We start from the raw sequence: 26,321 nt of genomic DNA on the forward strand, positions 1-26,321 counted from the left end.
AGGAGGGAGATTGGCAAGAGGTTGGACGATCGGTCCCGCTCTGTCGTGTTGGCGTCGCAGTTCCGGAGTTGTTCGGGCCTAAATTGTTTGGGGAAGCCGTCAACCCCATCCGATCTCCCCCCTTGTGGGGGAGATGTCCGGCAGGACAGAGGGGGGTACTCCGCGCACAGACTCATCTTCTCACCCCATCTTCCCCGGATTAAAAATCCCCGCCGGATCGAACTTCTCCTTCACCCGCCGCGACAGCGTCGCCACCGCCTCGGGCTCGGGTTGGAAGGCGGCGGTGACCGCCCTTGCTTCGCCTGATGCGCGGATCAGCGTCGCATGGCCGCCGCCAAGCGCCTTGATATAGCGGCGGACCAGGTCGGCTTCGGGGCCGGCCTCCATGCGCATCCAGACGAGTCCGCCCTGCCAATCGTAGAAGGCGTCGACGCCGGCTTCCAGGCGCAGCGCTGCGACCAGTTGATGGCCGGTGCCGGGGGCGACCGAGACGCGCCAGACCGGCCGCAAAGTCGTATCGGCATAGGGCAGCACGTCACGGATTTCCTGCCAGAGCTTGCGGCTTTCCGGCTCATCCAGCCGCGTCACCGTCGCAAAGGCCGACATTGCCGCCGCAAGCTTTTCGATGCGCGCGTCGACCGAGCTCGCCAGGCCTTCAATGCGCAGAACCGTCGCCTCGCCCTCCGGCAATTTGCCGGCGAGGAATTTCCACGTCACCGTCAGTGGCAGGTGGGCGGCACCCGAGACTTCGACCGGCAGCGCCATCGTCGCCGCCATGGCGTTTGCCGCCTCGGCGTCGTTGAGACCGGATAGAACCACCGTACGCTCGGTCTTCGGACGCGGCGGCACACGGAAGGTGACTTCGGTGAGGAAGCCCAGCGTGCCGTGCGAGCCGGCGATCAGCTTGACCAGGTCGAGGCCGGTGACATTCTTCATCACCCGGCCGCCGGCCTTGATGATCTCACCGCGGCCGTTGACGAAGCGTACACCGAGCAGGCTGTCGCGGGCGGCTCCCGCGATCAGCCGACGCGGGCCGGAGACATTGGCGGCAAAGACACCGCCGATCGTCGGCTCACCCGAGGTTCCCATGACAGGGCGATGGTCCATCGGCTCGAAGGCGAGCATCTGGCCGCTGTCGGAAAGTGCCGCCTCGACCTCTGCAAGCGGCGTACCCGATCGCACGGTCATGACCATTTCGCCGGGTTTGTAGGCGACGATGCCGGCAAGCCCGGTCGAGCGCAGCCGGTCTTCGGCGATGACGGCATTGCCGAAGCCCGAGCGGGTATCGCCGCCGCAGATTGCAAGCGGCCGGCCGGCCTCGACATGGGCGCGGACGATCGCCGCCGCCTCTTCCTCGCTCGTCGGCATCAGATCGATCATGCGGGGGGACGCCCTTCGAGCGGGAAGACCTTCGACGGGTTGAGGAGCCACCCGGGATCGAAGGCGGCGCGCGCCGCCATCTGCTGGGCGAGATCGGCCTCGGAATATTGATGTCGCATCAGGTCGCGTTTCTCGATGCCGACGCCATGTTCGCCGGTGAGGCAGCCGCCGGCATCGACGCAGAGCCTGAGGATATCGTTGCCGGCCGCCTCGGCACGGGCGGCATCCTCCGGATCGTTGGCGTTAAAGAGGATCAGCGGATGCATGTTGCCGTCGCCGGCATGGAAGACGTTGGCGACCCGCAGGCCGTAATGATCGATGATCTCGGCGGTCCTCTTCAGCACGTGCGAAAGCTGGCTGAGCGGCACCGTGCCGTCCATGCAGATATAGTCGGCGATGCGGCCGGTGGCGCCGAAGGCGGATTTGCGGCCCTTCCAGATCAGCGCCGCTTCGGTCGCCGACTGGCATTCGCGCACGGTCTTGACGCCGTGGCGGCGGGCGATCTCGACGATGTCCTTCAGCGTGGCGTCCATTTCCGCTTCCGACCCTTCGACCTCGACGATCAGCAGCGCGCCGACATCGAGGGGATAACCGGCATGGGCAAAAGCTTCGCAGATCTCGATGGCCGGTTTGTCCATGAATTCGATCGCGACCGGAACGATGCCGGCGGCGATGACATCGGCAACGCAGGCGCCGGCCTCTTCCGAAGTCTCGAAGCCGAAGAGCACAGGGCGGGCACCCTCCGGCTTGGCGATCAGCCGTACCGTCGCCTCGGTGACGATGCCGAGCTGGCCTTCATGGCCGCAGACGAGGCCGAGCAGGTCATAACCCGCCGCATCCAGCGCCTTGCCGCCGAGTTCGATTACCGTGCCGTCGACCAGCACCATCCTGACGCCGAGCAGATTGTTGGTGGTGACGCCATATTTCAGGCAGTGGGCGCCGCCGGAATTCATGCCGATATTGCCGCCGATGGTACAGGCGAGCTGCGAACTCGGATCGGGGGCGTAGAAAAAGCCGTCAGCGAAGACGGATTCCGAGATATTGAGGTTGGTGACGCCAGCCTGCACCACGGCGCCGCGGTTCGGCAAGTCGATTTCGAGGATGCGGTTCATCTTCGACAGGCCGAGCACGACGGCGTCCTCTTGCGGAATGGCGCCACCGGAAAGCGAGGTGCCGGCGCCGCGCGGCACGACCGGAATGCCGTAACGGTGGCAATAACGCATGATGGCCGAAACCTCGGCCGTGGTGCGCGGCAGGGCGACGGCGAGCGGCAGACGACGGTAGGAAACGAATGCGTCGGTCTCGAACGGCACCAGTTCACGCGCCTCATGGACCAGGCATTCCGGTGGCAGAAGTTCGGTCAGATCGGCGACGATCTGGGCTCGGCGCGCCAGCACATCGGCGCGCGGCTCGAGAAACGATATGGCGTCGGACATGGCGTTCTCCCTGATTCTCTTTCATCGGGAAAATGACAACAGGAAATGGCAGCGGAAACCGGCCGCGAACCTCCCTGCCGCCGATAGACCCGGCTTAACACTTTCCCGAAATTGGCGCAAATGCTAAGCACTTATGACAAAAAGGGAAAAAGTCACAAAACCTTATGACCAATCTGGGTGATCTCGAAATCTTTGCCAAGGTCGTTTCGACAGGCAGCATGTCGCTCGCCGGGCGCGCGCTCGGCTTTTCTCCCGCCGTCGTCTCCAAACGGATCAAGCGGCTGGAGGATCGGCTCGGCACCCGGCTTTTGCAGCGCACGACGCGGCAAATCTCGCTGACGGAGGCCGGACAGGGTTTCTACGACCGCGTTCTTGGCATTCTCGCCGGGTTGGAGGAGGCGGAATTCTACATTTCCGGCCGCTCGGCGCAGATGCACGGCACGCTGAAGATCTCGGCGCCGACCTCTTTCGGACGCATGCACATCGCGCCGCATCTGAAGACGTTTATGCAGGCGCATCCGGAGCTTACGATCAACCTGGTGCTGACGGACGAATTCAGCGACATCGTCGGCGGTGGTTTCGATCTGGCGATCCGCATCGCGGAACTCACCGATTCGAGCCTCGTCGCTCGCCGGCTGGCGCCAGTGCGCCGGCTGCTCTGCGCCTCGCCGGATTATCTGACGGCACATGGCGAACCCAGGCATATCGACGAGTTGAAACACCACCGCTGCCTGCCGGCGCATAATAACGACACCTGGCGGCTGAACGGGCCGGGCGGGATGCTCAGCCTGAAGCCGGAAGGCATGTTGATCACCAATTCCAGCGAGGTGATCCGCGAGGCGGTCATCTCAGGCCTCGGGATCGCCCTGCGCTCCACCTGGGATATCGGCGAAGAGCTCAAAGCCGGCCAGCTGGTGCAGGTGCTGCCGGCCTATGAAGGCTCGCACAATGTAGCACTTTCGGCCGTCTATCCCAGCCGGCAGTTCCTGCCGGCCAAGGTGCGGCTGTTCATCGATTATCTCGCGGAGCTTTACGGCCCCGTCCCCTATTGGGAGATATGACTGCAGACCCAACTGGAAATTGGAGCGTGATGTCGCTCCGAAAATCGCTCACATTTTCGGGATCATTTTCCAGCGTCGGTTCAGCCCGCCAATCTCTCAATGACAAGATCCAGCAGGGCGCGCAGCCGCGCCAGGCGTTTCATGTCGCGGTGATAGCCGACCCAGGTGTCGCGGCCGGGCGGTGCCTCGCCGAGACCGACCAGTTCGATGGCAGCAATGGAATCACCGAGCGGCCGCGGCAGGACCGCGAGCCCTGCTCCATTGGCACAGAGCGCCGCCTGCACATCGCGGCTGTTGCTGCGCAAGACGATTTCAGCCCGCGGCAAGAGGCGCTGCAGCCAGCCGACATCCGGCATGTCGCCGAAAGCCTCGTCCATGGTGACGAGGCGGGCGCCGGCGCCATCGAATGCTTTCGGGTGCGGCGCGCCGCGACGGATGTAAAGGCCGTATTCGATATGGATGAGCTTGCGCGATATGATCTCCGCTTCCGTAAAGGGCTGAATGCGGAAAACGAGGTCGGCTTCGCGTCGCGGCAGGCTGAGAAGCCGGCTGTCGGTCAATAATTCAACCACCACCTTGGGATGGACTTGGGAGAATTCCGCCAGCACCGGCGAAAGCATATGCACGCCGAACCAGTCGGATGAGGATAGCCTGAGAAAACCACCGAGCTGGCGGCTGCCGCCGGTAAGGACGCGCTCCACAGCAAGCGCCTCCTCCTCGATGCGTTCGGCACCGGCGAGCACGACCGCGCCTTCCTCGGTCAACACAAAGCCCTCCGTGGTGCGCTGAAATAACGTCTGGCCAAGAGAGGCTTCAAGGGCACGCAACCGCCGGCCCATCGTCGGCTGCGTCAGCCCGAGGCTGCGGGCTGCTGCCCCCAGCGTGCCGAACCGTGCGATCGCCAGAAACAGCTTCAGGTCGCTCCATTCCATCACTCGTATCCATCAAACAAAAATGCATGAGCTTCAGTCGTTGTCTTTTATTTTCATTCGCGTTTCAATGAGCGATCTTTCTTCCAGAAGACCCGTTGCGACCGTAGGCGCCACACTGCGAACGAAGGAGAGTTGCATGTCGATACAATCAACGATGAAAGTGCTGCTGGCGGAATCGCCGAATTCGCCATTGCGGATCGCCGATGTTCCGAAGCCGGTGCCCGTCGAAGGCCAGGTCCTGGTGCGCATCACGGCGAGCGGCGTCAATCCGCTCGACCTCAAGATCCGAGCCGGCAATGCGGCCCATGCGCGCCACCCGCTTCCGGCCATTCTTGGCATCGATATGGCAGGTATCGTCGAAGAGATCGGACCCGGCGTCGGCGGTTTCCGTCGCGGCGACGCGGTCTATGGCATGACCGGCGGGGTCGGCGGCGTTCAGGGATCGCTTGCCGAATTCGCAGCCGTCGACGCCGCACTGTTGGCGCCAAAGCCGCAGAACGTTTCGATGCGCGAGGCCGCAGCATTGCCGCTGGTCGCAATTACCGCCTGGGAAGGACTCGTCGACCGCGCCGGAGTGAGAGCCGATCACAAGGTGCTGGTGTTGGGCGGCGGCGGTGTCGGCCATATCGTCGCCCAGATCGCCAAGGCCGTCGGGGCGCAGGTCTATGTCGTCGACGGCGCTTCGAAAATGGACTATCTCGCCGGTCTCGATGCAACGCCGATCGATCGTGCCGCGGAAGCGGTGGAAACCTATGTCGCTAGACATACCGGCGGCGAGGGTTTCGATCTGGTCTACGATACGGTCGGCGGCCAGGGGCTCGATACGGCGTTCCAGGCGGTTAACCGGTTCGGTCATGTCGTGAGCTGCCTTGGCTGGGGAAATCACGCGCTGGCGCCGCTCTCCTTCAAGGCGGCGACCTATTCCGGCGTCTTCACGCTGCTGCCGCTTCTGACCGGCGAAGGACGCCCCCATCACGGCGAGATCATGCGTGAAATGACGAAGCTGGTCGAAGCCGGCAAGGTGGTGCCAAGGCTCGACCCGCACCGCTTCACACTGGGCGATACCGACGAGGCACATCGGCTGATCGAAAACCGGCAGGCGGACGGGAAGCTCGTCGTCGAGATCGACTGATCTCTTCGCTGAATGCTCACATCTAGCGCGCCAAATCCAGATAAGCGTTGGCCACCATCGCGTCGATATCGCCGGGGACCGGCACGATGCAGGATTGGGGAGCGGCCTCGCCCTTGGCGATGCGTTCCAGGCAGCGGGCCTGAAGGGTGAAGCCGAGATCCATCGATTCGACGGTATTGCCGAGCGGCCGCGGACCGGCGAGATTGGCCATGTGGCCGCCGCCCAGCACATGGAAGGAACGACCGTCGATCAGATGGAAGGTCTCGATATGGTCGGCCTCGTAACAATCGATGCCGACGACATCCGAATGGCGACGGAAAGCCTCGACATCGATCTCATGCGGGAAATGGCCGCCATTCATCAGGATCGCGCCGTGCTTGATGAGGAGCAGGTCGGCCGCCGTGACGATGCCGGCAAAGCCGGTGACAGTGACGATTATGTCGGCCGAGCGAATCGCATCGTCACGCAGCGGCGTGACGAAACCGTCGAGATGGGCTTCGAGCGTCGTCACCGGATCGATATCGACGACGCTGACGGTGGAAAAGGCGTTGCGGAAACAGGCGGCCGTGCCCTTGCCGCAGGCGCCGTAGCCGAAGACCGTCACACGTTTGCCGTTGGTCGAGCGGTTGGTGAAGCGCAAATAGCTTTCGAACAGGCTCTGGCCGACGGCATGCCGGTTTTCGGCGAACTGCTTGATCGGGCTGTCGTTGATGACGAGGATCGGCATGTTCAGGCGTTCGCGCAACGGCAGCAGCCGCGTGCGCCCCGAGGTGGTCTCCTCGGTGCCGCCACGGAGATTGGCGTAGGGCCTCTCCGCCGCCATGGCGAAGAGATCGCCGCCATTGTCGAGCAGCAGATCCGGCTTTTCAGCAATTACTGCTTCGAGGCTGCCATGATGGGCGGCGGGATCGGTCGTCTGCGTGGCGAAAACGGTGATGCCCTGGGACCGCAGGAACTCGACCGTCGAAGGCTGGGTGCTGTTGAGATTGCCGGTGCAGACAAGATGCGCGCCGCCGGCGCGAAGCGTCATCAGCAGCGCCACCGTCTTCGGTTCCAGATGAATGCCGGTGCCGATCGACAGGCCAGCGAAGGGACGCGTCCGCTCGAATTCGGCCGCGGTCGCCTTCAACAGCCGACAGCTGCTGCCGATCCAGTCGATGCGTGTCGCAGTCTTTTCCATCATTTCATCCCTGTTGCCGATGCTCCCATATTTTTTAGCGGAGCGGCAGGGCGGCGACTATGGAGGTTATTCTGGCGAAGGAGCAGAAAATCTGCCCTTTCAGCTCGCTTTCCCGCAACGGTGCAGCCAGCCGGACAGGGCCGCAAAACCCGGTCGCTTGGCATCCGGCGTGCGGCAGCAGAGGCTGTAGCCGGACGGACGGGAGACGAAGCCGTAGGGTGCCACCAGTTGACCGCGCAGAAGATCGTCCTCGATCGAGGCGCGCGGCGCAAGGGCGATGCCGAGCCCCGAGCGGGCGGCACCGAGCGCCAGCAGCAGATCCTCGAATTCCTGGCGGCGGGAAAAGGCAACCGGCGGCGTGCCGCTTTCGACAAACCACTCGTCCCAGAGCTTGGGAACGCTGCGGCTGGCAAGCATGGTGAGCCGGCCCATTGCCGCCGGGTCGGGCGACAGTGTCGCGGCAAGCGCCGGCGTGGCGACCGGGCCGAACTCGTCCTCCATGAACCGCACGGCGCTAATCCCCGCGGACGGCCGGTATTCGCCGCCCATGATCACGGCGTCCAATTCCGGGTGCATCTGCAACGGTTCGACCACCGTCTTCGGTACGATGTCGACCACCACATCGCCGAGACTCGTCTGCATATCCGCGACACGCGGCATCAGCCACCAGACCGCGAAAGCGGAGGGCACGCCGAGCCGGATGCAGCCCGGCACCGTGCCTTCAAGCTCGCAAGCAGCGCGCTGCAGAATGTCGAAAGCCGCGCCCGACGCCTCGGCGAAAGCGCTGGCCTCCGCGGTGGGGACCAGCCTGCGGCCATCGCGCAGAAAGAGCTTGCGGCCGAAGTGGCCCTCCAGTGTGGCAATCTGCTGGCGCACAGCGCCGCGCACCACATTCAGCTCTTCGGCAGCCTTGAGAATGCTGCCGTGACGGCAGACTGCCTCGAAGGCGCGGACGGCATTGAGCGGTGGAAGGCGCATGTTGACGACATTCAAAAATGATGGTGGATCACTTGATCTTGCGATTGAACGAAAGGCAAGACCACGCCATATTGTACACCTGTGCAATGTGGCGCATTCGAAACAGGACGTGACGGATTTTTAAGGCTGGCCCAGCCTGATTTCCTCTATGATCGGGGGTCGAATCGCGTTCGGAGCGTTTGCGGCTTTTGGATTGTGTAAGCTTTTCGTGATACACGTATATGAGTGATTCCTAACAACCACTGCGAAGGTGACCCGACAATTGACTCTTCTCGCCCGATTGGCATCCGATGTGCAGCTGATGTTCCGGCGTCCGCCGCGACAGCAATATGGTGCGATCTGCTATCGGGTGAAGAAGAAGAGCGGTGATGCCGAGGTCCTTTTGATGACAAGCCGCGATACCGGCCGCTGGGTCATTCCCAAGGGCTGGCCGATGACAGGCAAATGCGCCCATGAGGTCGCCGCACAGGAAGCATTTGAGGAAGCCGGTGTCCGCGGCGCGGTCGAGACGGAAACGCTTGGCGCCTACAGCTATTCGAAAGTCCTGCGCGACGGCGTGCAGGTGGCCTGCAAGGTGCAGGTCTATGCGCTCGAAGTCACCGACATGGCGAAGAACTTCAAGGAAAAGGGCGAACGCCGCATCGAATGGGTCTCACTCGACGAGGCGGCCGGGCGCGTGCGCGAACCGGAGCTTCGCACCCTCTTGCTTGCCTTCAAGCAGACGGTATCGGAAAGATTTACGACCCGACGGGCCAAACAGGCTCCTGCGGCCAAACAGATTTCGACGGCCAAACAGATTTCGGCGGCCAAACCAATTTCGGCGGAATGAATCCTGCCATCTTGCGGTGCTAGAAAAGCAACGTAGAAGCAGATTTCATACCTCGGAAAACGAATGCCGCCACGTCCCACAGTCCTGACGAAACGCACGCTCGACAAAGACCTCGCCAAGATCACCCATGCCGAGGACGCAACGAAGCATGTCTTGCGGCGGCTGGTGGCGCCTGGTCTCGGGCTGATCTTCGTCGGTCTGGCCATGCTGTTTGCCGGCGTCTATGTGTTCGACCAGCCAGGAGCGGTGCTCGTCGTGGCGGCGGCAGCCCTTGCCGGCTACATGGCGATGAACATCGGCGCCAATGACGTTACCAACAATGTCGGCGCTGCCGTCGGGGCGCGCGCGATGACGATGGGCCAGGCGCTGGTCATCGCTGCTATTTTCGAAGTTCTCGGCGCCACGATCGCCGGCGGCGATGTCGTCAAGACGATTTCCTCGAACATCGTCGACACGGTCCAGGTGCCGCCGGCGATGCTCGGCTGGATCATGATGGCGGCACTGACGGCGGCAGCCCTCTGGATCAATCTCGCAACCTGGTTGAACGCGCCGGTTTCGACCACCCATGCGATCGTCGGCGCGGTGATCGGCGCCGGTATCGCGGCCGTCGGGCCGGAACCGGTAAATTGGCGGGTGATGCTGGAGATCACCTCGAGCTGGATCACCTCGCCGCTGATCGGCGGACTGATCGCGGCCGGGCTGCTCTACCTCGTCAAGACCTTGATTATCTATCGCGACGACAAGGTCGCGGCCGCCCAGCGCTGGGTGCCGGTGCTGGTCGCAGTGATGGCCGGCGGCTTCATGGCCTATATGGTGCTGCAACTGTCGCCTACCGGCAAATTTCCGTCTTTTACCATCATCCTCATCGGCATCGGCATCGGGCTGGTCAGCTGGCTTGCCGCCCGGCCGCTTGTGCTCGCCCAGGCGCGCAATCTCGAAAACCGCAACAGCTCGCTGCGGGTGCTGTTCCGGCTGCCGCTGATCGGCTCTGCGGCGCTGCTTTCCTTTGCGCATGGCGCCAACGACGTTTCGAACGCGGTCGGGCCGCTTTCGGCGATCGTCCACTCTGTCGGTATCGGCGGCGGTGACGGCATCGGCCATCCACCGCTCTGGGTGATGCTGATCGGCGCCTTCGGCATCTCCGTCGGCCTGCTGCTGTTCGGGCCGCGCCTCATCCGCCTGGTCGGCGAGGAGATCACCAAGCTCAATCCGATGCGGGCCTATTGCGTCGCGCTGTCGACCGCCTTCACCGTCATCGTCGCCTCCTGGCTCGGCCTGCCGGTCAGCACCACACATATCGCCGTCGGCGCCGTCTTCGGCGTCGGCTTCTTCCGCGAATGGTACACGCGCCATTCGAAGCGCCGCATCGCCTATATCAGGCGCAAGGCCGAAAGCTTCGATATCGACGAGCCGGAGGAGCCGAATATCCACGAGACACGCCGGCGCTATCTCGTGCGTCGCTCGCATTTCATGACGATCATCGCTGCCTGGATCGTCACCGTGCCGGTTTCGGCAGCGCTTGCGGCAATGATATATTGGGTTATGTTCGCGCTCTTCGTCTAGAACAGGATGATTTTAGGCCCGCTCGGCCTAAAATCTGAATCCTGTTCTAAATTAAAGAGTTAGAGCATGATGCCATAAGAAAATCGCACACACTTTTCGGCATCATGCTCTAAAACCCGCGAGTTTTTAAATGCGCGCCAATTTCCGCATGCAACGGCTTTTCGTCGACGCGCCGCTTTCCAGCGGCGCCGCCCTCGAGGCGAATGCCGACCAGTTCAACTATCTCGCCAATGTGCTGAGGATGGAGGAAAGTGGGGAGATCCTGCTCTTCAACGGCCGCGACGGCGAGTGGAAGGCGACCCTCTCCTTCCCCACGCGCAAACGCATCCTGCTGAGAGCAATCGAAGAGACGCGGCCGCAGCCGCAGCCGTGCGACCTGCATTATCTCTTTGCGCCGCTCAAGGTCGGCCGCCTGGATTATCTCGTGCAGAAGGCGGTGGAAATGGGCGCCGGGCTGCTGCAGCCGGTCATGACCCAGCACGTCCAGGGTAAGATCACCAATCTCGACAAGCTGCGCGCCAATGTCGTCGAAGCGGCGGAGCAATGCGGCGTTCTCGGCATTCCCGATGTCGCCGAGCCCGTGAGACTTCTCGACCTGCTTGACCGCTGGCCGAGGGAGCGCCGCATCATCTATTGCGACGAGGGCGATGCCGGGCAAAATCCGCTGCCGGTGCTTTCAGCGATCAAGGAAAGGCATCTCGCTCTGTTGGTCGGGCCGGAAGGCGGCTTTTCCGAAGAAGAACGGACGCGGCTTCGAAGCCTCGATTTCGTCACCGCAATTCCGCTCGGACCGCGCATCCTGCGAGCCGATACGGCAGCCGTTGCAGCCTTGGCGCTGGTCCAGGCGGCGATCGGCGACTGGACCTGACGCCGAAAACGGGTGGACACGGAAATTGCTGCTATTTTTTTGATGCGTCGTTGAAAGAATTTCACTTGCAACATGGGTGGCTTGGGTCCAAATCACCCTTCCAATTGCCCGGCCCCCTGGGCGCCTTTTTCAATGCAGGTATCCCGCATGGCCCGCGACACCACCGACCAGACACCGCTCTCTTCGGTCCAGGATCTGACCGATTATATTGCCGCGGGCAACAAGCCGCGGGAGCGTTTCCGGATCGGCACCGAACATGAGAAATTCGCCTTCTTCCGCGCCGACAACAGCCCGGTTCCCTATTTCGGCGATGCCAGCATTTCGGCCCTGCTGACCGGCCTGCAGAAGAAAAACGGCTGGGAGCCGATCACGGACGGCGGCAACATCATCGGCCTTGCCGAGCAGAGCGGCATGGGCGCCATCTCGATCGAGCCCGGCGGTCAGTTCGAACTCTCCGGAGCACCGCTGGAGACGATCCATGAGACCTGCAAGGAATCGAACCAACACCTGGCGACGCTGCGCGAAATCGCCGAGCCGATGGGCATCCGCTTCCTCGGCATCGGCGGCAGTCCGAAATGGACCTATGCGGAAACCCCGCAGATGCCGAAATCACGCTACGAGATCATGACCCGCTATATGCCGAAGGTCGGCACCATGGGTCTCGACATGATGTACCGCACCTGCACCATCCAGGTGAATCTCGATTTCTCCTCGGAAGCCGACATGCGCAAAAAGATGCGCGTCTCGATGAAGCTGCAATCGCTGGCGACCGCCCTCTTCGCATCCTCACCCTTTACCGAGGGCAAGCCGAACGGGCTGCTCTCTTGGCGGGGCGATATCTGGCGCGATGTCGACAACCGGCGGGCCGGCCTGCTCGATTTCACTTTCCGCGACGACTTCGGCTTCCGCGACTATGCCGAATGGGCGCTCGACGCGCCGATGTATTTCATCGTCCGCGACGGCCGCTATCACGACTGCACCCACGTCACTTTCCGTCAGTTCATGAATGGCGCGTTGAAGGGTGAGATCGCCGATCCGGCGCCGACGATGGGCGACTGGACGAACCATCTCTCGACACTCTTCCCCGACGTGCGGCTGAAGCGTTTCCTCGAAATGCGCGGCGCCGACGGCGGCCCGTGGCGGCGCATCTGCGCACTGCCGGCCTTCTGGGTCGGCCTGCTCTATGACGATGCCGCACTCGAGGCCGCCGACGCGTTGACGAAGGATTGGAGCTTTGCCGAGGTCGGCGCCCTGCGCAATGCTGTTCCGGCGCAAGGGTTGAAAGCGCAATTCCGCGGACATTCGCTGTTCGACATGGCGCGCGAAGTGGTCGGCATATCGAAGGCTGGCCTCAAGGCCCGCGGCAAGCTCAACGGCGAAGGCCAGGACGAGAGCATCTTCCTGGCGCCGCTCGACGAGGTGCTCGCCAAGAAGGCGACGCTCGCCGAAGATCTGCTGTCGCTCTACCACGGCCGCTGGCACGGCTCCGTGGAACCTGTCTTCGAGGACTATCAGTACTGAGCCTGGCCAAAATTTCTCTCTAAAGCGCCTCGCGATCTTTCAGATTCGCTCCTAGCGCTTTAGCCCTTTGTTTTTACGCATGTCGTTATCGCAAAACCGCTGCACACTTTTGCGCGACATGCTCTAAGTTCTTATGGCAAAAAGCGGTTTGCGCTCTGCCATTTCCGGTTATAGTGACGTTACAATACGCCGCGAACCGGGAAAGGGACTTCCATGCTGCCACTCTTCGACATGATGATGCAGGCGCAGAACGGCGCGGCGATGGAGGCAGTCGCCCGGCAGTTCAACCTCGCCCAGGAACAGGCGACCAAGGCGATGGCTGCGCTGATGCCTGCCTTTTCCGCCGGCCTGAAACGCAGCACCAGCAACCCTTATGATTTCGTCGGGCTGATGCAGGCTGTCTCCTCCGGCAATTATGCACGATATTTCGAGGATATGAGCCGGGCCTTCACGCCGGAGGGCATTTCCGACGGCAACAACATCCTTGCCCAGCTTTTCGGCTCGAAGGAGGTTTCGCGCGCAGTGGCCGCGCAGGCCGCACAGATGACCGGCATCGGCCAGGACATCTACCAGCGGATGCTGCCGGTGCTCGCCGATACGCTGATGGGCGGGCTCTTCAAGCAGACGACCGGCCAGATGGCCTCACCGGTCAACCCCTTCGTCAACACGGCGATGGGCGAGACCATCCAGAAATGGCTTGAGAGTACCGGCTTTGCGCCGAAACCGAAGATGGCCCCAGAGGCCAGCATCTTCGACAATCCCTTCACCCAGGCGATGCAGCAGATGTTTTCGGTACCGAGGGCGGAACCGGCGTCTCAGCCAAACCCCTTCCTCGACAATCCCTTTGCCAAGGCCTTTCAGGAGATGATGGGCGGGCTTGGCCAGCCACCGGCGGCCAAACAGCCGACGACGAAGACGCTGGAGGCGCCGACGGAAGAGGCGAAGGTTGCCGACAGCTATACCGAGATGCTGAACGCGATGTTCGACAGCGGATTGGAAGTGCAGAAGACCTACCAGAGGAACCTGGAAGCGATTTTCGAGACCTATCGGCCGAAGGCGCCTGAAACCAAGGCATAAAAAAACCCGGCGATGGCTTGGGAAAGCCGATCACCGGGTCAAGCAGCAGGGCTATTGGCTATCACCCTGCGGGGAAACTCGACGCTCCTACTCCTCGTAGGAGCGGAAGAGCGACAGGCGCCAGCGATTGCGCGCTGAGCGCGTCAGATGTTCCGAGGGGTCCTCGAAGAAGGTCGAGGCCAGGAACGCAGAGGTCAGGTCGGCCCTGCTAAGGCCGATATCCCTAAGCTGCGTCTCGTTCAGATCATGCAGCGCGTTGATCTCCATGCGATTGCGGAACCCGCGAAAGAGGGAGACCAGCGGAGCGAGGCCTGCCGCCAGGCGCTGGGAAAGCGTCGGGGTAAGCTTGCTGCAGTCGAGTTCTAGTGTTCGGTCTGTCGTGTGCATCGAACTCTCCTTTCTCGGGCACGCAACAACCCAACCCCTTCCGCGAGGTCGTGCGGAAAGGGATAAGGCTGAATTCTGCTTGGACAGGCAGGGTGTCTGTCCTTCACTTTGCTTGATTTGCATCCCGAAGATGCCAAAGAGCTATTGATCAGTCCAACGAATGTTTCTAATGATTATCATCAGCTATCTTTATGGGTGACACCATGGCCGCGCCTCTTGATCTCGACCAGTTGCAGACTTTCATCGCCATCGTCGATTCCGGCAGCTTCACCAAGGCCGCCGACAGGGTCTACAAGACCCAATCGGCCGTCTCCATGCAGATGCGCCGTCTCGAAGAGCGCATCGGCAAGCAGCTGTTCATCAAGGACGGCCGCGGCAACCGACTGACGGTCGAGGGTGAAAAACTGCTCAACTATGCACGTCGCATCATCCGCCTCAACAATGAGGCGATCGCGGCGTTCGACGATAACAGGCTGGAAGGGACGCTGCGTATCGGCACGCCGGACGATTATGCCGACCGCTACATGCCCGAGATCATCGGCCGCTTCGCCAAGACGCATCCGAATGTCGAACTCTACATCGTCTGCGAGCCCTCGGTGGATCTGGCCGAGCGCATGCACAAGGGCGAGCTCGACATCGCGCTCGTCACCCATAATCCGCGCGAGCGCATGTCCGATGTGGTGAGAACCGAGCCGCTTTGCTGGGTTGGTTCGGCAAACCATCCGATCCGCGACGACGCGCCAGTGCCGCTTGCCGTCGGCCGGCGTGATTGTCAGTGGCGCCAGCTTGCCTGTTCGGCGCTCGATGCTGTCGGACGCGAACACCAGATCCTGTTCACCAGCTGGTCCTGCACCGTCGTTGCCGCCGCCGTACTTGCCGGCATGGCGGTTTCGGTGATGCCGGAATCGGCGCTGCGAACCGGCATGAAAGTGCTGAGCCAGGCGGACGGCTTTCCGGCGCTGCCGCCGGTGCAGATCGGCATTATGAAACGGCCGGGCGTTTCGCTCTCGCTGATGAACGCGATCACGGCGCATATCACCGCCTGCCTCGACAACATCACGCCTGCTGTCGTCGACGACAACCTCGATGCGGACGTCAAATCCGCCCAGGCACGCCTTTATCCGCGGCTGAAGGCCGCCAATATGGTACCGAGCTGGTAAGTTTTTAGGCGGCGTTCGGCAGGGTCGTGGCGAAAAGGGAGGCGCGGATGACGCGTTTCCACTCGTCGAGCATGCGCCGCGCCAAAGTCTCCTCGCTGACGGCGGCAAGCCGGATGACGGCGCCGATCAGGTGGCTGAACAGGTAAGTGCGCGCATATATCTGCTCGTCGCAAAGGCTGGGCGCCAGCCTGCGCACGGCCTGATGAAAGATACCGGCGACGCGGGCGCTATGCTCGATATTCAGCTGAAGCAGATCCTGGTCGGTCTCCGTTCCCATCCAGACGCCGAGATAGACGGGATCATTGTGGTAGGAATCGTAGTACCAGTCGATGATGTCGCAGACGAGGTCGAGCGCCTGGTCGAGCGACCGCACGTCGGCAAACATCGCCGCCGTCTTCGCCTGGATTGCCGAGGCGTGCTGGTCGAACAAGGCTTTGACGATCGCCGCCTTCTCGGGAAAATACTGGTAGACCGAGCCGATCGGCACCTTGGCAGCGACGGCAAGTTCCGTCATCCGCATGGCGCTGACGCCCTTTTCGGCAATGATCTTGGCGGCGGCGGCGAGAATGAGGTCCAGCCTCTGGATGCTGCGCTCCTGCTTCGGCTGCCTGCGCAGGCCTATCCGATCCATGCTTTCCGCGCCCATGTCGTTCCCGTTCTTATCGTTCGCGCGGGCAGGCATCATGCCAAGCCAGCGCGTCGGGCGGATATGACATTGCAGGTCTTCATCAGTCGTAAATGAAAACGCTCGCATTTTAACGACCGGCAAAAGCGTGTGAAATCAGGCGCCTAGATCATATCATGCTAATTGATCAGCAACCGAAAGACCTGAAATAGTTGCAGAATTCTTCGAGCGAAGTGATATCCATGCCGCTGCCCGAGACGAGTGACAATGCTGGCCACCGGACGCCTGGCGAGGCACTCCGCGCCGGCCCTCAGCTCATGGCCATCCATAGGGCGAGCCAGACCCACATAGCTCCTAACACCAGGTATCCGGCGGCAAAGATCGGGCTGCGGTAGCGCAGATCGTTGCTGGAGACATGGATGGCGGCATGGGCGTAACGCAGCGCGACGAAGGTCCAAGCGAGGCCGACGGCGACGATATTGTCGGCCTCGGTGGTATAGAGAAGAATACAACAGGCGTAGAACAGCACCGGCAGTTCGAACTGGTTGGCGAGGCAGTTCTTGACGACGAGGCTTTCGGCCGGCTCATCACGATTTTCGCGGTAGTCCGATTTATCGATATTGCCGGCGCGGACCATTTTTGCGCGCCGCAGCCCAAGAAGCGCATAAAGACCGTAGACCAGGGCGGCATGGGCGAGGAGTGGCCAGAAGATTTGATAGCCGGTCATATGGTTCCTAAGTCTTTTCGCTTCCGAATTCGTTGCGAGCAGTAGCCGAAAGGGAAGCCGGATACCAGCGCCCGATAAAGCCGCTCAGTCCTCGCGCGCCGAAAGCCAGCGGGCGATGGCAAGCCGGGCGATGAGGATGAAGCAGATGGCGAGGCTTACGAATTTCAGCCGTGTCATCCATGGCAGCAGCTCGGCTGCGAGACTTGCGGACGCACCGTTGCCGAAGGCGGCCAGGCTCGCAATATTCTCGCCGTAGTCGGCGATGCCGTAGATCAACGGCAGCAGATAGACCGCTTTGCCTGCGAGCGGATGCAGCGATCGGCCGAACCACGCGCCGGCGGGACCAAGCTTGGCGAAGGCGAGGAACAGCAGCGCTGTCAGCAATGCCGGAAAGATCAGCTCCGGCCCGAAATACATGGCCCGGAGCAGCTTGGTCGCCGTCTCGTTCTCATCGAGCAGTTTCTGCATATGAAAGACGGCCGACTCGTCGTAACCGGCGAAATAGGTATCGAGAACCGCCTGTCCGGTTTCGTGCTTGAAGGGCACAACGAAGCCGAAAGTCGTCCAGGCAAGCACGGCAAGGCAGAGGGCTGCGAGCAGCGCGACGATCCAGAGAGGAATCCCGCTGCCCGCTTTCATGATCAGAGGCCGGCGCCCGGATAGTTCGGGCTCTCACGGGTGATGGTCACGTCATGGGCGTGGCTTTCGCGAAGACCGGCGCCGGAGATACGCACGAAGGTCGCCCGCTCCTGGAAATCCTTCAGGTCCTTGCCGCCGACATAACCCATGGCCGCCTTGAGGCCGCCGGCGAGCTGGTGGACGACGGCCGCGACTGGTCCCTTGTACGGCACCTGGCCCTCGATACCTTCGGGCACGAGCTTCAGCGTGTCGCGCACCTCCGCCTGGAAATAACGGTCAGCCGAGCCGCGGGCCATGGCGCCGACGGAGCCCATGCCGCGATAGGCCTTGAAGGAACGGCCCTGGTAGAGATAGACCTCGCCCGGGCTCTCATCGGTGCCGGCCAGCAGCGAACCGATCATGACGGCGGAAGCGCCGGCGGCGATCGCCTTGGCAAGATCGCCGGAGAATTTGATGCCGCCATCGGCGATAACGGGCACGTCCTGAGCCTGCGCTGCCTGAACGGCCGACATGATGGCCGCGAGCTGCGGAACGCCGACGCCGGCAACGATCCGTGTCGTGCAGATCGAACCCGGGCCGATACCGACCTTGACGGCATCCGCGCCGGCATCGATCAGCGCTCTGGTGCCGTCATAGGTGGCGACGTTGCCGGCCATGATGCGCACCGAGTTGGACAGCTTCTTGACACGGGTGACGGCATCGAGGACGCGCTGCGAATGGCCGTGGGCGGTATCGACGACCAGAAGATCAACGCCGGCCTCGATCAGCCGTTCGGCGCGCTCGAAACCGTCATCGCCGACGCTGATGGCGGCAGCGGCGCGAAGCCTGCCCTGGGCATCCTTGGAGGCATTCGGGTTCAGCTGTGACTTTTCGATATCCTTGACGGTGATCAGGCCGACGCAGCGGCCTTCGGTATCGACGACCAGCAGCTTTTCGATGCGATGCGAATGCAGCAGGCGCTTGGCCTCCTGCTGATCGACGCTCTCCTTGACGGTGACCAGACTGTCCTTGGTCATCAGCTCGTGGATCTTCTGCTCAGGATCGGAGGCGAAGCGGACGTCGCGGTTGGTCAGGATGCCGACGAGGCGGCCCGACTTCTCGACGACGGGAATGCCGGAGATGCTGTGCGATTTCATCAGGCCCAGCGCTTCGGCAAGCTTTGCATCCGGGCCGATGGTGACCGGATTGACGACCATGCCGCTTTCGAACTTCTTGACCTGGCGGACCTCTTCGGCCTGCTCGATCGGCGTCAGGTTGCGGTGGATGACGCCGAGGCCGCCGGCCTGCGCCATGGCGATCGCCAGGCGGCTTTCGGTGACGGTATCCATGGCCGAAGAAAGGATCGGGATGTTGAGATCGAAATCCCGGGCGATGCGGGTGGAGATGTTCGTCTGGCCGGGCATGACCTCGGAGTGGCCGGGCTGCAGCAGCACGTCGTCGAAGGTAAGCGCGTCTGCGCCGGTTGCCGTTTCAATGATGCGTGCCATGGCCAAATTCCTTCGTTTAATAAAAATGCGAGCCCGCCCGGAAACGAATCGTCCGCCCCGGCGGTGTGCATGGGATTGCTTGGAAGTTGGCGAGGGCTGGTAACACGTCTATGACAGGAAGGAAATAGCAAAAAGCCCGGCCTGTCCGCCGGGCTCGGCATGGGTGCCATGCGCCTGGAGCATCTCCTGATTTCCCCAGGTCAAGGAGATGCTCTATCTCTTTGTTTTCATGCATTCCCGGCAAAAGCGCTTTGCGCTTTGCCTGGCAAAACTGCGGCGCAGCTTTGCTGGAATTGCTCCAGATCAGATGTCGAACTGATAGGTCTTCGGCACGAAGCGATAACCGCCATCCTGCCTTTCGACGAAGCCGACGGCGGGGAACGGCATGTGGTAGCCGAGGAAGGCGATCTTTTCGGCCGCGATCATCTCGAAAACCTTGCGGCGGGTGGCGGCTGCCTGCGTCTTGTCCATATCGAAGCGCACTTCCCAATCCGGCCGCAGCAGCGACAGGATATAATGGTTGGCGGTATCGCCTGTGAGAACCAGGCGTTTGCCCTCGGATTCGACGTGGAACACCATATGCCCCGGCGAGTGTCCGGCCGCCAGCATCGCCGTTACGCCGGGCGCGAAACTGTCGCCGTCCTTGATGAACGTGGTCTTTTCGGCAAGCGGCGCGACATTGGCGAGCACCGCCTTGTGGCCGCCTTCGGCCGGCGTGCCCTCGCGTGATTTGTCCGACCAGAAATCATACTCGGTCTGGCCGACGACATAGCGGGCATTCTTAAAGGCCGCCGCGCCATTTTCCATCAGGCCGCCGATATGATCGCCGTGCAGATGGGTCAGCGCCACCAAGGTGACGTCGTCGGCTGAATAGCCTGCGGCCTTCAGGCCTTCGGTAAGCTGGCCGGCGCCCCTTGCGCGACCGCCAGCGCCGAAGCCGGTATCGACGAGAATGACCTCCGAACCGGTATCGATGAGAGCCGGCGTATATCCGTTCATGAACTTGTCGGCCGGCAGGAAGTTTGCGGTCAGCAATGCTTTGACGGTTTCGGGGTCCTGATTGCTGCCGAAGGTTTCGTGCGGGTTTTCCGAGACATTGGTGCCGTCGCGCACGACGGTGAACTTATAGGAACCGAGCTTGAATTGATTGATCTCGGGCAACGGCGTTAAATCCATCTTACTGCTTTCTCCAGTCGCGGCCGCTTCGGCCCTCTCTCTTAAAATGACCGGCGCTGCGAACAGGCCGAGGCCTGCGGCAAAAAGGGCGCGCCGTTTTATTCCCGACGAATTTCCACATGTCCATCCTCTTATGACCTGCGGTGCGTCACCGCACTGGCCCCGATGTCGATTCCGGCCGGATTTCTTGCCCCGGCAGGGTACACACATGTCAATCTTGACAGTTGATGTTGTCGGACAAGCCGTCTCACGCAGACGTGAAGCAAACATGTCGTCGAACCGGATTTGAGCATTGGCAGGCCTCTGAAGTGGGTCTAAACAGCACGGGCCTTCCCAGCTCCCATCCGCAGCCCATCAAGGCCTCCCGCCTATGAACCGCATCGTCCCGCTGATCCTTGCCGTCGCTCTTTTCATGGAACAGATGGACTCCACCGTCATTGCCACGGCGCTGCCGGCGATCGCGGCGGATCTCAATGTCGGGCCGATCACGCTGAAGCTGGCGCTGACCTCCTATATGGTGGCGCTGGCGGTGTTCATCCCGGTCAGCGGCTGGATGGCCGACAGGTTCGGCGCCAAGAAGATCTTCCGCCTTGCCATCTCCGTCTTCGTCATCGGCTCGATCTTTTGCGCCATCTCGTCTAACCTCGTCGAATTCGTCTTTGCCCGCTTCCTGCAGGGCATGGGCGGCGCGATGATGACGCCGGTCGGCCGTCTCGTGCTGGTGCGCACGACGAAGCGCAGCGATCTGGTTTCAGCCATGGCGCTGCTGACCATCCCGGCGCTGGTCGGACCGCTCACCGGCCCGCCGCTCGGCGGCTTCATCACCACCTATTTCAGCTGGCACTGGATCTTCCTGATCAACGTGCCGGTCGGCATCATCGGCATCTGGCTTGCAACGATCTTCCTGCCGGAGGTCGAGGCGACGGCGCCGCCGAGGCTCGATTTCACCGGTTTCGTGCTCACCTCGCTTACGGCCGCCGGCGTCGTCTTCGGCTTGTCGGTCGTCAGCCTGCCGGCCCTGCCCCCGATCATCGGCGTCACCGCCACCATGATCGGCCTTATCTGCGGCTTCCTCTATATCAGCCATGCCAAACGCCACCCGGCGCCGATCCTCAACCTCAACCTGTTCAAGAACCCGACCTTCCGGGCCTCGACCTTGGGCGGCACGCTCTTTCGGATCTGCGTCGGCGCCATGCCCTTCCTGACGCCGCTGATGCTGCAGCTCGGCTTCGGGCTGACGCCATTCCAATCCGGCCTGATCACCTTTGCCGGAGCGATCGGGGCGATCACCACCAAGTTCATGGCAAAGCGCGTTTTCGCGGCCGCCGGCTTCCGCACGACACTGCTTTGCGCCGCCATGGTGACGACCCTCGTGACCATCGTCACCGGCCTGTTCACGCCGGCAACGCCGCATCTGGCCATCATCGGCGTGCTGCTGCTCGGCGGCTTCTCCCGCTCCTTCATGTTCACCGGCGTCAATGCGCTTGCCTTTGCCGACATCGATGATGCCGAAGCCAGCCAAGCGACATCGATGAGCTCGGTGATGCAGCAGGTCAGCCTGGCGCTCGGCGTTGCGGTCGCAGCCGCAATCCTGGAAAGCTCGATCTATATCAGGGGTGAAGCGTTGCAGGTCGCCGATTTCCACCTCGCCTTCTACATCATCGCCGGACTGACGGTCATTGCGACCATTCCCTTCATCCGGATGGATCGCAATGCCGGCGCGCTCGTTTCCGGCCACCGCGCAAAGCTGGTGACGGCGTCGACGATCGAAGCCGAGCAGCCGGCGGTGAAATAGGCTCCGAGTGCTCCAGCCTCCTTTGCGCGCCTGAAAAGACGCGCGGCGCTGTCGTCTATTCAGGGTTTTCGCAGACGGCAGAGAGCTTGTTGCCGTCGAGATCGCGCACATAAGCGGCATAGAAATGGGCGTGGTAGGAGCGCAGGCCCGGCCCGCCTTCATCGACGGCGCCTGCCGCCATCGCCGCCACATGGAAGGCGTCGACATCGGCTCGGCGTTCGGCTGCAAAGGCGACCATGGCGCCATTGCCAGACGTCGCCCGGCGGCAATTGAACGGCGTCACCAACCAGAAGCGGCAGCGCGTATCGCTCTCGGCGGAATAGCCGATTTCCTCTTCCGAATAATGCTGGCGGCGATAGCCGAGCAGAGGCAGCACGGCATCATAAAAATGTCCTGCGCGATAAAGATCGTTGGTTCCGAGCGTGACGTAAAGAAGCATGGGACCAGCAGCTCAGCTCTTGAGATCGTCATCATCGGCCGAGACCAGCCCAAGATCAAGCCTGCTCTGCGTCACCTTCGGCCTTGCGTCCCTTGAAGCCCTTGGCGAGCAGGAACATCTCGACCGATTCGGCGCGCGATGCGTTCGGCTTGACATGGACGACCTGGCGGAAATTCTGCTTCAGCATGGCGAGCAGCTCACGCTCGGTGCCGCCCTGGAAGGTCTTGGTGAGGAAATGTCCGCCCTCCCCCAGCACCTCGACGGCGAATTGGGCCGCGACTTCGCAGAGATGCATGGTGCGCAAATGGTCGGTGCGGTGGTGGCCGGTGGTCGGTGCTGCCATATCGGAGAAGACGAGATCTGGCGTGCCGCCGACCGCCTCCAGCAGCTTTTCCGGCGCCGTCGGATCGAGGAAATCGAGCTGCAGGATCTTGACGCCGGGCAGCTGGGCCATTTCGAGAAAATCGATCGCGGCCACACGGATATCCTCATCCGTCGAGCCGGTGACCTTGGCAGCGATCTGCGACCAGCTGCCGGGTGCAGCACCCAGATCGATGATGCGCTTGGCGCCGCGCAGGATATGGTGCTTCTCGTCGATCTCCAAAAGCTTGAAGGCGGCGCGGGCGCGATAGCCTTCCAGCTGGGCGCGCTGGACATAGGGATCGTTGATGTGGCGCTGCAGCCATTGGCGCGAGGAGGCCTTCATCTTCTTGTTCTTGACGCGCTGGCCGAGCTTGCGGCCGGTGCGGTTTCCCGCGATCGGTGCTTTGGTCATGCCTTTTCCTTATCTAGAGCATGATGCCGAAAAGTGTGCGCGGTTTTCGGACGACATCATGCTCTAACTCTTTGATTCATATCCGGATTCAGATTTCAGGTCGGCCTGAAATCATCCGGATCTGGCCCGCTGGCCGCGGCGGTTGCGATTACGCCGCCACACGCCGTCATCGGCCATCATGTCGGTGAGCAGGCCTTCCCTCAAGCCGCGATCGGCCACGCGCATGCGCGGGCTCGGCCAGCGGCGGCGGATCGCCTCCAGGATTGCGCAGCCGGCAAGCACCAGATCGGCCCGATCGGGCCCGATGCAGGGATTGGCGGCGCGGCTTTCGAAATTCCAGGAGAGCAGTTTTGCCTGCATGGCGGAGACCTCGTCATCGGACAGCCAGATGCCATCGACCTTGCGCCGGTCATAACGCGGCAGGTCGAGATGGACGCCGGCAAGCGTCGTCACCGTGCCTGATGTGCCGATCAGATGGAAGTCGCCGGCCTGGGCAACCTCGATCTCCGGGCAATCGAAACCTTCGAGCATGCCGCCGACTTCGCGGACCATGCCTTCGAAGGCCTCCGGCGTGACGTCGCGCCCGCCATGACGCTCCGACAACGTCACGACGCCGACCGGCAGCGAGGTCCAGTGAGTGATGTGATTGGCCAACCGGCTGAAACGATTGTCACCGATGCGGATGACGGCGATCTCCGACGAGCCGCCGCCGATATCGAAGAGCACGACGGAGCGTGTCTCACGCCCGACCAGCGAAGAGCAGCCGGAGACGGCCAGCCGTGCTTCGGTCTCGCGATCGATAATCTCCAGCGCGAGGCCGGTTTCGGCAACGACGCGGCTGAGGAACTCCTCACCATTGACCGCCTGGCGGCAGGCTTCGGTGGCGATCAGCCGCATGCGGCGGATCTCGCGGTTTCTGAGTTTGGAGGCGCAGATCCTCAGCGCTTCGACTGCCCTCTCCATCGCCTCGTCGGACAGACGGCCGCTGGCCGCAAGGCCCTCGCCAAGGCGTACGATGCGAGAGAACGCGTCGACCACCCGGAATTGCCCCGGGCGGGTCGGCTGGGCGATGAGCAGACGGCAATTGTTGGTGCCAAGGTCGAGAGCGGCGTAGAGTTCGTCCGGCCATGCATGTTCGCCGGCCTGGCGATCGCCCTGAAACCCGGGATGGCCGTGACTATCCTGGCGGCCCTTGCGGTTGGCGGCTGTGCTGTTCTGTGTTTCGCGCGGAACTGCAATGCGCAGCGTCTCATCCGCACGGCTTTCCTGTTGCGGGGCACTTGATGGTTTTGCCGACGTCAGCGGCCGGCCCTGAAGACCGCGCTTGCCGCGATGTTTGCGGCGGTTGCGCCGGCTCGGCGTCTGCTCGCCTTCGGACCGAGCAGCACTGTCCACCGCTTGGGTCTGCTCCATCGGATGGGCATGTGGGGAACCGTCCTGCGGCGCGCCATGGCCGCCACGACGGCGACGCTTTCGCTTGCGGGCCGGATTGCCGGCCGCATCTTCCATCGGGCGCGCAGGCTGTCCGGCACCGCCGGTAGGCTCATGCGAAGCGGGATGAGCCGCGCTGCGGGAATGCCCGCCACGCTTGCCCTTGCGGCGCCTGGACTTCTTGCCGTCCTTGCGCCCTTCCGCCGACGCCCCGTCAAATTGCGGCTTTGCGCCGCCTTCGGGGTCTTCCACGTTGTTTTTCCACCGCGCCGCGCAAGTTCTGAGATATGCAGCAGGCGCTCATTTGATTTTTGCGTTGCGGCAAGAATATCAGCGCCCGCAGAAATCGCCAAATTCTTTTTTGAACCGCGATTTGGAGCAGTTTCGCCTTTCTTAGGGAACACCGATTTTTTTCAGAACGGGTATTTGCAATCCACCGGCTTTTGGTTATAAGCGCCGCACAGCAGCCAAGCCATGCTTCGGCGGCAACTGCTGGGGAATAGTTCAATGGTAGAACGACGGACTCTGACTCCGTTAATCTTGGTTCGAGTCCAGGTTCCCCAGCCAATTTTTAGACCTATCCCTTTCTGTTTAATAGTTGCAATCCCACAAGAGAAAAAGTGACGTCTTTGCAGTTACTTGGCGCGGTTTCGCGTCAAGTACCATGTGACGTTCTCCAGATCCCAAGGATGCTTAGAGCTCTCTATAAGACGGCTGGGGACCCTATTCGAGTGCCTCAAGCCCTGACCAACGACGGCGTTGGGGCCGACAGTGGAACGGCCGCTTTTTAGATCGTAGCGCTGAAAGCCGACCTTTGTATTCAGCGTAGTGGGCCGACTGAAGGGACGACGAACGGAGCGACAGCCCCTACTTTACCGTGATGGCAATACCGCTGAGATCGGCGTTGACTTGCAGGCCTACCTGCTTGCCGGAGAGTTCGAGTTGGGCGCCCTTGTCATTGGTCATGACGATCACCTGGGCCCCTTTGCCGAGCGCGCCGCCACCGCCCGCCGCACCGTAGACCCCCGTCACATCTCGGGCGCGGCGAATATGGCGAACGGTACCATGAAAATAGGTCTTAGAAGCCCCGAAGGCGAGGCCGCCCGAGATGCCGCCGACAGAGACGGGATAGCGGCGACCATGGAAGGTCAGCATACCCTCGCCTCCAGAACCACCCACAAAGAAGGCAGCCTTGTAGACCGAGAAGCTGATCGTACCGCCGTCGGCATGCGCGGAGCCGGCAAAGCTGATTCCTGCTGCAGCGATAACCGCAGCCGCGACTGAACGAAATCTGGACGAAATCTTCATGATGCGAGTCTCCTCAAAATCGAGGCTTACCCAGCCAGGAGGGCACGTCTGCGTTATGCCAAAGTTACAGTCTGAAACAGTCTCGCCCGCCATTAGTTCCAAGCACGCGGCCAGAATCCGGCTGGGAGAAGGCCGCCACGAAACGAGGCTGGTGGCAAACATAGCCTCGGTGACAGGGCCGGTGGCCACGCTCGGCTGACTCATCTAGAGCACGAAAGCGAGGGATGCGCAAAGCTGTAAACATTTCACAACCCACAACCTTTGACGGCGTTGCTGAGATGCGCTCGGAGGCGCGTCGCGGCGTCACGTACAGCGCGGTCACAGCAGATGTCTGCTTCCGGGCAAGGTCAAGATCGACTTCTACGGCCGATATGAGGCGCAAAGCGGAAATCATTTCCGCTTTGCGCCCAGAGTG

24 protein-coding genes and 1 tRNA gene are annotated in these 26,321 nt (G+C 62.1%); 10 read left to right on the forward strand and 15 right to left on the reverse strand.

Translation table 11 applies throughout. The features are described from left to right. Positions 1-180 precede the first annotated feature (180 nt). Complete coding sequence (gene glcE, locus HJB89_RS30090; protein ID WP_221117576.1) at positions 181-1,380, reverse strand: glycolate oxidase subunit GlcE; 1,200 nt, start codon at positions 1,378-1,380, stop codon at positions 181-183. Beyond that, complete coding sequence (locus tag HJB89_RS30095; protein ID WP_207583076.1) at positions 1,377-2,816, reverse strand: FAD-linked oxidase C-terminal domain-containing protein; 1,440 nt, start codon at positions 2,814-2,816, stop codon at positions 1,377-1,379. Before HJB89_RS30095 ends, glcE begins: the two co-directional genes overlap by 4 nt. Positions 2,817-2,980: 164 nt before the next feature. Between HJB89_RS30095 and HJB89_RS30100 the strand changes: the two genes are divergently transcribed. Further along, positions 2,981-3,877, forward strand: coding sequence for a LysR family transcriptional regulator (locus tag HJB89_RS30100; protein ID WP_207583075.1), 897 nt, complete (start codon positions 2,981-2,983; stop codon positions 3,875-3,877). Positions 3,878-3,957: 80 nt separating this feature from the next. Here HJB89_RS30100 and HJB89_RS30105 read toward each other — a convergent pair whose 3' ends face one another. Then, positions 3,958-4,809 (reverse strand): LysR family transcriptional regulator, encoded by an 852-nt coding sequence (locus tag HJB89_RS30105; protein WP_207583074.1) that lies wholly within the window; start codon positions 4,807-4,809, stop codon positions 3,958-3,960. 136 nt (positions 4,810-4,945) lie between these two features. Between HJB89_RS30105 and HJB89_RS30110 the strand changes: the two genes are divergently transcribed. Further along, the gene (locus HJB89_RS30110; protein WP_221150905.1) at positions 4,946-5,941 is read left to right on the forward strand and encodes a zinc-dependent alcohol dehydrogenase family protein; all 996 of its coding nucleotides are present in this window, start codon (positions 4,946-4,948) and stop codon (positions 5,939-5,941) included. A gap of 22 nt (positions 5,942-5,963) precedes the next feature. Here HJB89_RS30110 and HJB89_RS30115 read toward each other — a convergent pair whose 3' ends face one another. Together HJB89_RS30115 and HJB89_RS30120 are read right to left on the reverse strand one after the other, a co-directional pair. Next, a complete protein-coding gene (locus HJB89_RS30115; RefSeq protein ID WP_207583072.1) occupies positions 5,964-7,121 on the reverse strand; it encodes an adenosylhomocysteinase in 1,158 nt (385 codons plus the stop codon). Positions 7,122-7,220: 99 nt separating this feature from the next. Further along, on the reverse strand, positions 7,221-8,099 hold the full coding sequence (locus HJB89_RS30120; protein ID WP_221150906.1) for a LysR substrate-binding domain-containing protein: 879 nt from the start codon (positions 8,097-8,099) through the stop codon (positions 7,221-7,223). Between the two features lie 262 nt (positions 8,100-8,361). Between HJB89_RS30120 and HJB89_RS30125 the strand changes: the two genes are divergently transcribed. From HJB89_RS30125 to HJB89_RS30145, 5 genes are all read left to right on the forward strand, one after another. Next, a complete protein-coding gene (locus HJB89_RS30125; protein WP_221150907.1) occupies positions 8,362-8,928 on the forward strand; it encodes an NUDIX hydrolase in 567 nt (188 codons plus the stop codon). Between the two features lie 63 nt (positions 8,929-8,991). Beyond that, complete coding sequence (locus HJB89_RS30130) at positions 8,992-10,491, forward strand: inorganic phosphate transporter (RefSeq protein ID WP_221117579.1); 1,500 nt, start codon at positions 8,992-8,994, stop codon at positions 10,489-10,491. 130 nt (positions 10,492-10,621) lie between these two features. Next, a complete protein-coding gene (locus HJB89_RS30135; RefSeq protein ID WP_221117580.1) occupies positions 10,622-11,359 on the forward strand; it encodes a 16S rRNA (uracil(1498)-N(3))-methyltransferase in 738 nt (245 codons plus the stop codon). Between the two features lie 147 nt (positions 11,360-11,506). Beyond that, the gene (locus HJB89_RS30140; RefSeq protein WP_221117581.1) at positions 11,507-12,880 is read left to right on the forward strand and encodes a glutamate--cysteine ligase; all 1,374 of its coding nucleotides are present in this window, start codon (positions 11,507-11,509) and stop codon (positions 12,878-12,880) included. A 213-nt stretch (positions 12,881-13,093) separates the two neighbouring features. Further along, complete coding sequence (locus HJB89_RS30145) at positions 13,094-13,957, forward strand: DUF937 domain-containing protein (protein ID WP_221150908.1); 864 nt, start codon at positions 13,094-13,096, stop codon at positions 13,955-13,957. 87 nt (positions 13,958-14,044) lie between these two features. Here HJB89_RS30145 and HJB89_RS30150 read toward each other — a convergent pair whose 3' ends face one another. After that, on the reverse strand, positions 14,045-14,344 hold the full coding sequence (locus HJB89_RS30150; RefSeq protein WP_221150909.1) for a DUF1127 domain-containing protein: 300 nt from the start codon (positions 14,342-14,344) through the stop codon (positions 14,045-14,047). A 203-nt stretch (positions 14,345-14,547) separates the two neighbouring features. Between HJB89_RS30150 and HJB89_RS30155 the strand changes: the two genes are divergently transcribed. Beyond that, positions 14,548-15,504 carry a LysR substrate-binding domain-containing protein gene (locus HJB89_RS30155; RefSeq protein WP_164010060.1) on the forward strand — a complete coding sequence of 319 codons (957 nt, stop codon included), beginning with the start codon at positions 14,548-14,550 and terminating at the stop codon, positions 15,502-15,504. A gap of 4 nt (positions 15,505-15,508) precedes the next feature. Here HJB89_RS30155 and HJB89_RS30160 read toward each other — a convergent pair whose 3' ends face one another. The 5 genes from HJB89_RS30160 to HJB89_RS30180 all read right to left on the reverse strand — a co-directional run bounded on the left by HJB89_RS30160 (position 15,509) and on the right by HJB89_RS30180 (position 20,293). Further along, on the reverse strand, positions 15,509-16,150 hold the full coding sequence (locus tag HJB89_RS30160; RefSeq protein ID WP_207583065.1) for a TetR family transcriptional regulator: 642 nt from the start codon (positions 16,148-16,150) through the stop codon (positions 15,509-15,511). Between the two features lie 289 nt (positions 16,151-16,439). After that, positions 16,440-16,856, reverse strand: coding sequence for an MAPEG family protein (locus HJB89_RS30165; RefSeq protein WP_221117583.1), 417 nt, complete (start codon positions 16,854-16,856; stop codon positions 16,440-16,442). An 84-nt stretch (positions 16,857-16,940) separates the two neighbouring features. After that, on the reverse strand, positions 16,941-17,495 hold the full coding sequence (locus tag HJB89_RS30170) for a hypothetical protein (RefSeq protein WP_207583063.1): 555 nt from the start codon (positions 17,493-17,495) through the stop codon (positions 16,941-16,943). A gap of 2 nt (positions 17,496-17,497) precedes the next feature. Further along, positions 17,498-18,982 (reverse strand): IMP dehydrogenase, encoded by a 1,485-nt coding sequence (gene guaB / locus HJB89_RS30175; protein ID WP_221117584.1) that lies wholly within the window; start codon positions 18,980-18,982, stop codon positions 17,498-17,500. 303 nt (positions 18,983-19,285) lie between these two features. After that, a complete protein-coding gene (locus HJB89_RS30180) occupies positions 19,286-20,293 on the reverse strand; it encodes an MBL fold metallo-hydrolase (RefSeq protein WP_221150911.1) in 1,008 nt (335 codons plus the stop codon). Between the two features lie 235 nt (positions 20,294-20,528). Here HJB89_RS30180 and HJB89_RS30185 point away from each other — a divergent pair, with 235 nt between their 5' ends. Continuing rightward, positions 20,529-21,953, forward strand: coding sequence for a DHA2 family efflux MFS transporter permease subunit (locus HJB89_RS30185; protein WP_221117585.1), 1,425 nt, complete (start codon positions 20,529-20,531; stop codon positions 21,951-21,953). A 55-nt stretch (positions 21,954-22,008) separates the two neighbouring features. On the opposite strand, the gene HJB89_RS30190 is transcribed toward HJB89_RS30185, so the two are convergent. The 3 genes from HJB89_RS30190 to HJB89_RS30200 form a co-directional block, all read right to left on the reverse strand. Then, positions 22,009-22,392 (reverse strand): VOC family protein, encoded by a 384-nt coding sequence (locus tag HJB89_RS30190; RefSeq protein ID WP_221131119.1) that lies wholly within the window; start codon positions 22,390-22,392, stop codon positions 22,009-22,011. A gap of 55 nt (positions 22,393-22,447) precedes the next feature. After that, positions 22,448-23,167, reverse strand: coding sequence for an RlmE family RNA methyltransferase (locus HJB89_RS30195; protein WP_207583058.1), 720 nt, complete (start codon positions 23,165-23,167; stop codon positions 22,448-22,450). A 111-nt stretch (positions 23,168-23,278) separates the two neighbouring features. Continuing rightward, positions 23,279-24,850, reverse strand: a complete 1,572-nt coding sequence (locus HJB89_RS30200; protein WP_207583057.1) for a Ppx/GppA phosphatase family protein — start codon at positions 24,848-24,850, stop codon at positions 23,279-23,281. Positions 24,851-25,091: 241 nt separating this feature from the next. On the opposite strand from HJB89_RS30200, the gene HJB89_RS30205 reads away from it, so the two are divergent. Next, positions 25,092-25,165, forward strand: a tRNA-Gln gene (locus tag HJB89_RS30205). Positions 25,166-25,465: 300 nt separating this feature from the next. Here the strand turns inward: HJB89_RS30205 and HJB89_RS30210 are convergent. Next, positions 25,466-25,906: a hypothetical protein gene (locus HJB89_RS30210; protein ID WP_221117586.1), complete on the reverse strand. Its 441-nt coding sequence runs from the start codon at positions 25,904-25,906 to the stop codon at positions 25,466-25,468. Positions 25,907-26,321: the final 415 nt, after the last annotated feature.

It is taken from the genome of Rhizobium sp. NZLR8 (assembly GCF_019685025.1).
Classification (GTDB): domain Bacteria; phylum Pseudomonadota; class Alphaproteobacteria; order Rhizobiales; family Rhizobiaceae; genus Rhizobium.

Coding starts and splice junctions, on each gene's coding strand:
- HJB89_RS30185 (WP_221117585.1), top strand. CDS start 20,529: ATGAACCGCATCGTCCCGCTGATCCTTGCCGTCGCTCTTTTCATGGAA.
- HJB89_RS30170 (WP_207583063.1), bottom strand. CDS start 17,495: ATGAAAGCGGGCAGCGGGATTCCTCTCTGGATCGTCGCGCTGCTCGCA.
- HJB89_RS30130 (WP_221117579.1), top strand. CDS start 8,992: ATGCCGCCACGTCCCACAGTCCTGACGAAACGCACGCTCGACAAAGAC.
- HJB89_RS30145 (WP_221150908.1), top strand. CDS start 13,094: ATGCTGCCACTCTTCGACATGATGATGCAGGCGCAGAACGGCGCGGCG.
- HJB89_RS30140 (WP_221117581.1), top strand. CDS start 11,507: ATGGCCCGCGACACCACCGACCAGACACCGCTCTCTTCGGTCCAGGAT.
- HJB89_RS30135 (WP_221117580.1), top strand. CDS start 10,622: ATGCGCGCCAATTTCCGCATGCAACGGCTTTTCGTCGACGCGCCGCTT.
- HJB89_RS30100 (WP_207583075.1), top strand. CDS start 2,981: ATGACCAATCTGGGTGATCTCGAAATCTTTGCCAAGGTCGTTTCGACA.
- HJB89_RS30155 (WP_164010060.1), top strand. CDS start 14,548: ATGGCCGCGCCTCTTGATCTCGACCAGTTGCAGACTTTCATCGCCATC.
- HJB89_RS30105 (WP_207583074.1), bottom strand. CDS start 4,809: ATGGAATGGAGCGACCTGAAGCTGTTTCTGGCGATCGCACGGTTCGGC.
- glcE (WP_221117576.1), bottom strand. CDS start 1,380: ATGATCGATCTGATGCCGACGAGCGAGGAAGAGGCGGCGGCGATCGTC.
- HJB89_RS30165 (WP_221117583.1), bottom strand. CDS start 16,856: ATGACCGGCTATCAAATCTTCTGGCCACTCCTCGCCCATGCCGCCCTG.
- HJB89_RS30115 (WP_207583072.1), bottom strand. CDS start 7,121: ATGGAAAAGACTGCGACACGCATCGACTGGATCGGCAGCAGCTGTCGG.
- guaB (WP_221117584.1), bottom strand. CDS start 18,982: ATGGCACGCATCATTGAAACGGCAACCGGCGCAGACGCGCTTACCTTC.
- HJB89_RS30195 (WP_207583058.1), bottom strand. CDS start 23,167: ATGACCAAAGCACCGATCGCGGGAAACCGCACCGGCCGCAAGCTCGGC.
- HJB89_RS30160 (WP_207583065.1), bottom strand. CDS start 16,150: ATGGGCGCGGAAAGCATGGATCGGATAGGCCTGCGCAGGCAGCCGAAG.
- HJB89_RS30150 (WP_221150909.1), bottom strand. CDS start 14,344: ATGCACACGACAGACCGAACACTAGAACTCGACTGCAGCAAGCTTACC.
- HJB89_RS30190 (WP_221131119.1), bottom strand. CDS start 22,392: ATGCTTCTTTACGTCACGCTCGGAACCAACGATCTTTATCGCGCAGGA.
- HJB89_RS30120 (WP_221150906.1), bottom strand. CDS start 8,099: ATGCGCCTTCCACCGCTCAATGCCGTCCGCGCCTTCGAGGCAGTCTGC.
- HJB89_RS30210 (WP_221117586.1), bottom strand. CDS start 25,906: ATGAAGATTTCGTCCAGATTTCGTTCAGTCGCGGCTGCGGTTATCGCT.
- HJB89_RS30095 (WP_207583076.1), bottom strand. CDS start 2,816: ATGTCCGACGCCATATCGTTTCTCGAGCCGCGCGCCGATGTGCTGGCG.
- HJB89_RS30110 (WP_221150905.1), top strand. CDS start 4,946: ATGTCGATACAATCAACGATGAAAGTGCTGCTGGCGGAATCGCCGAAT.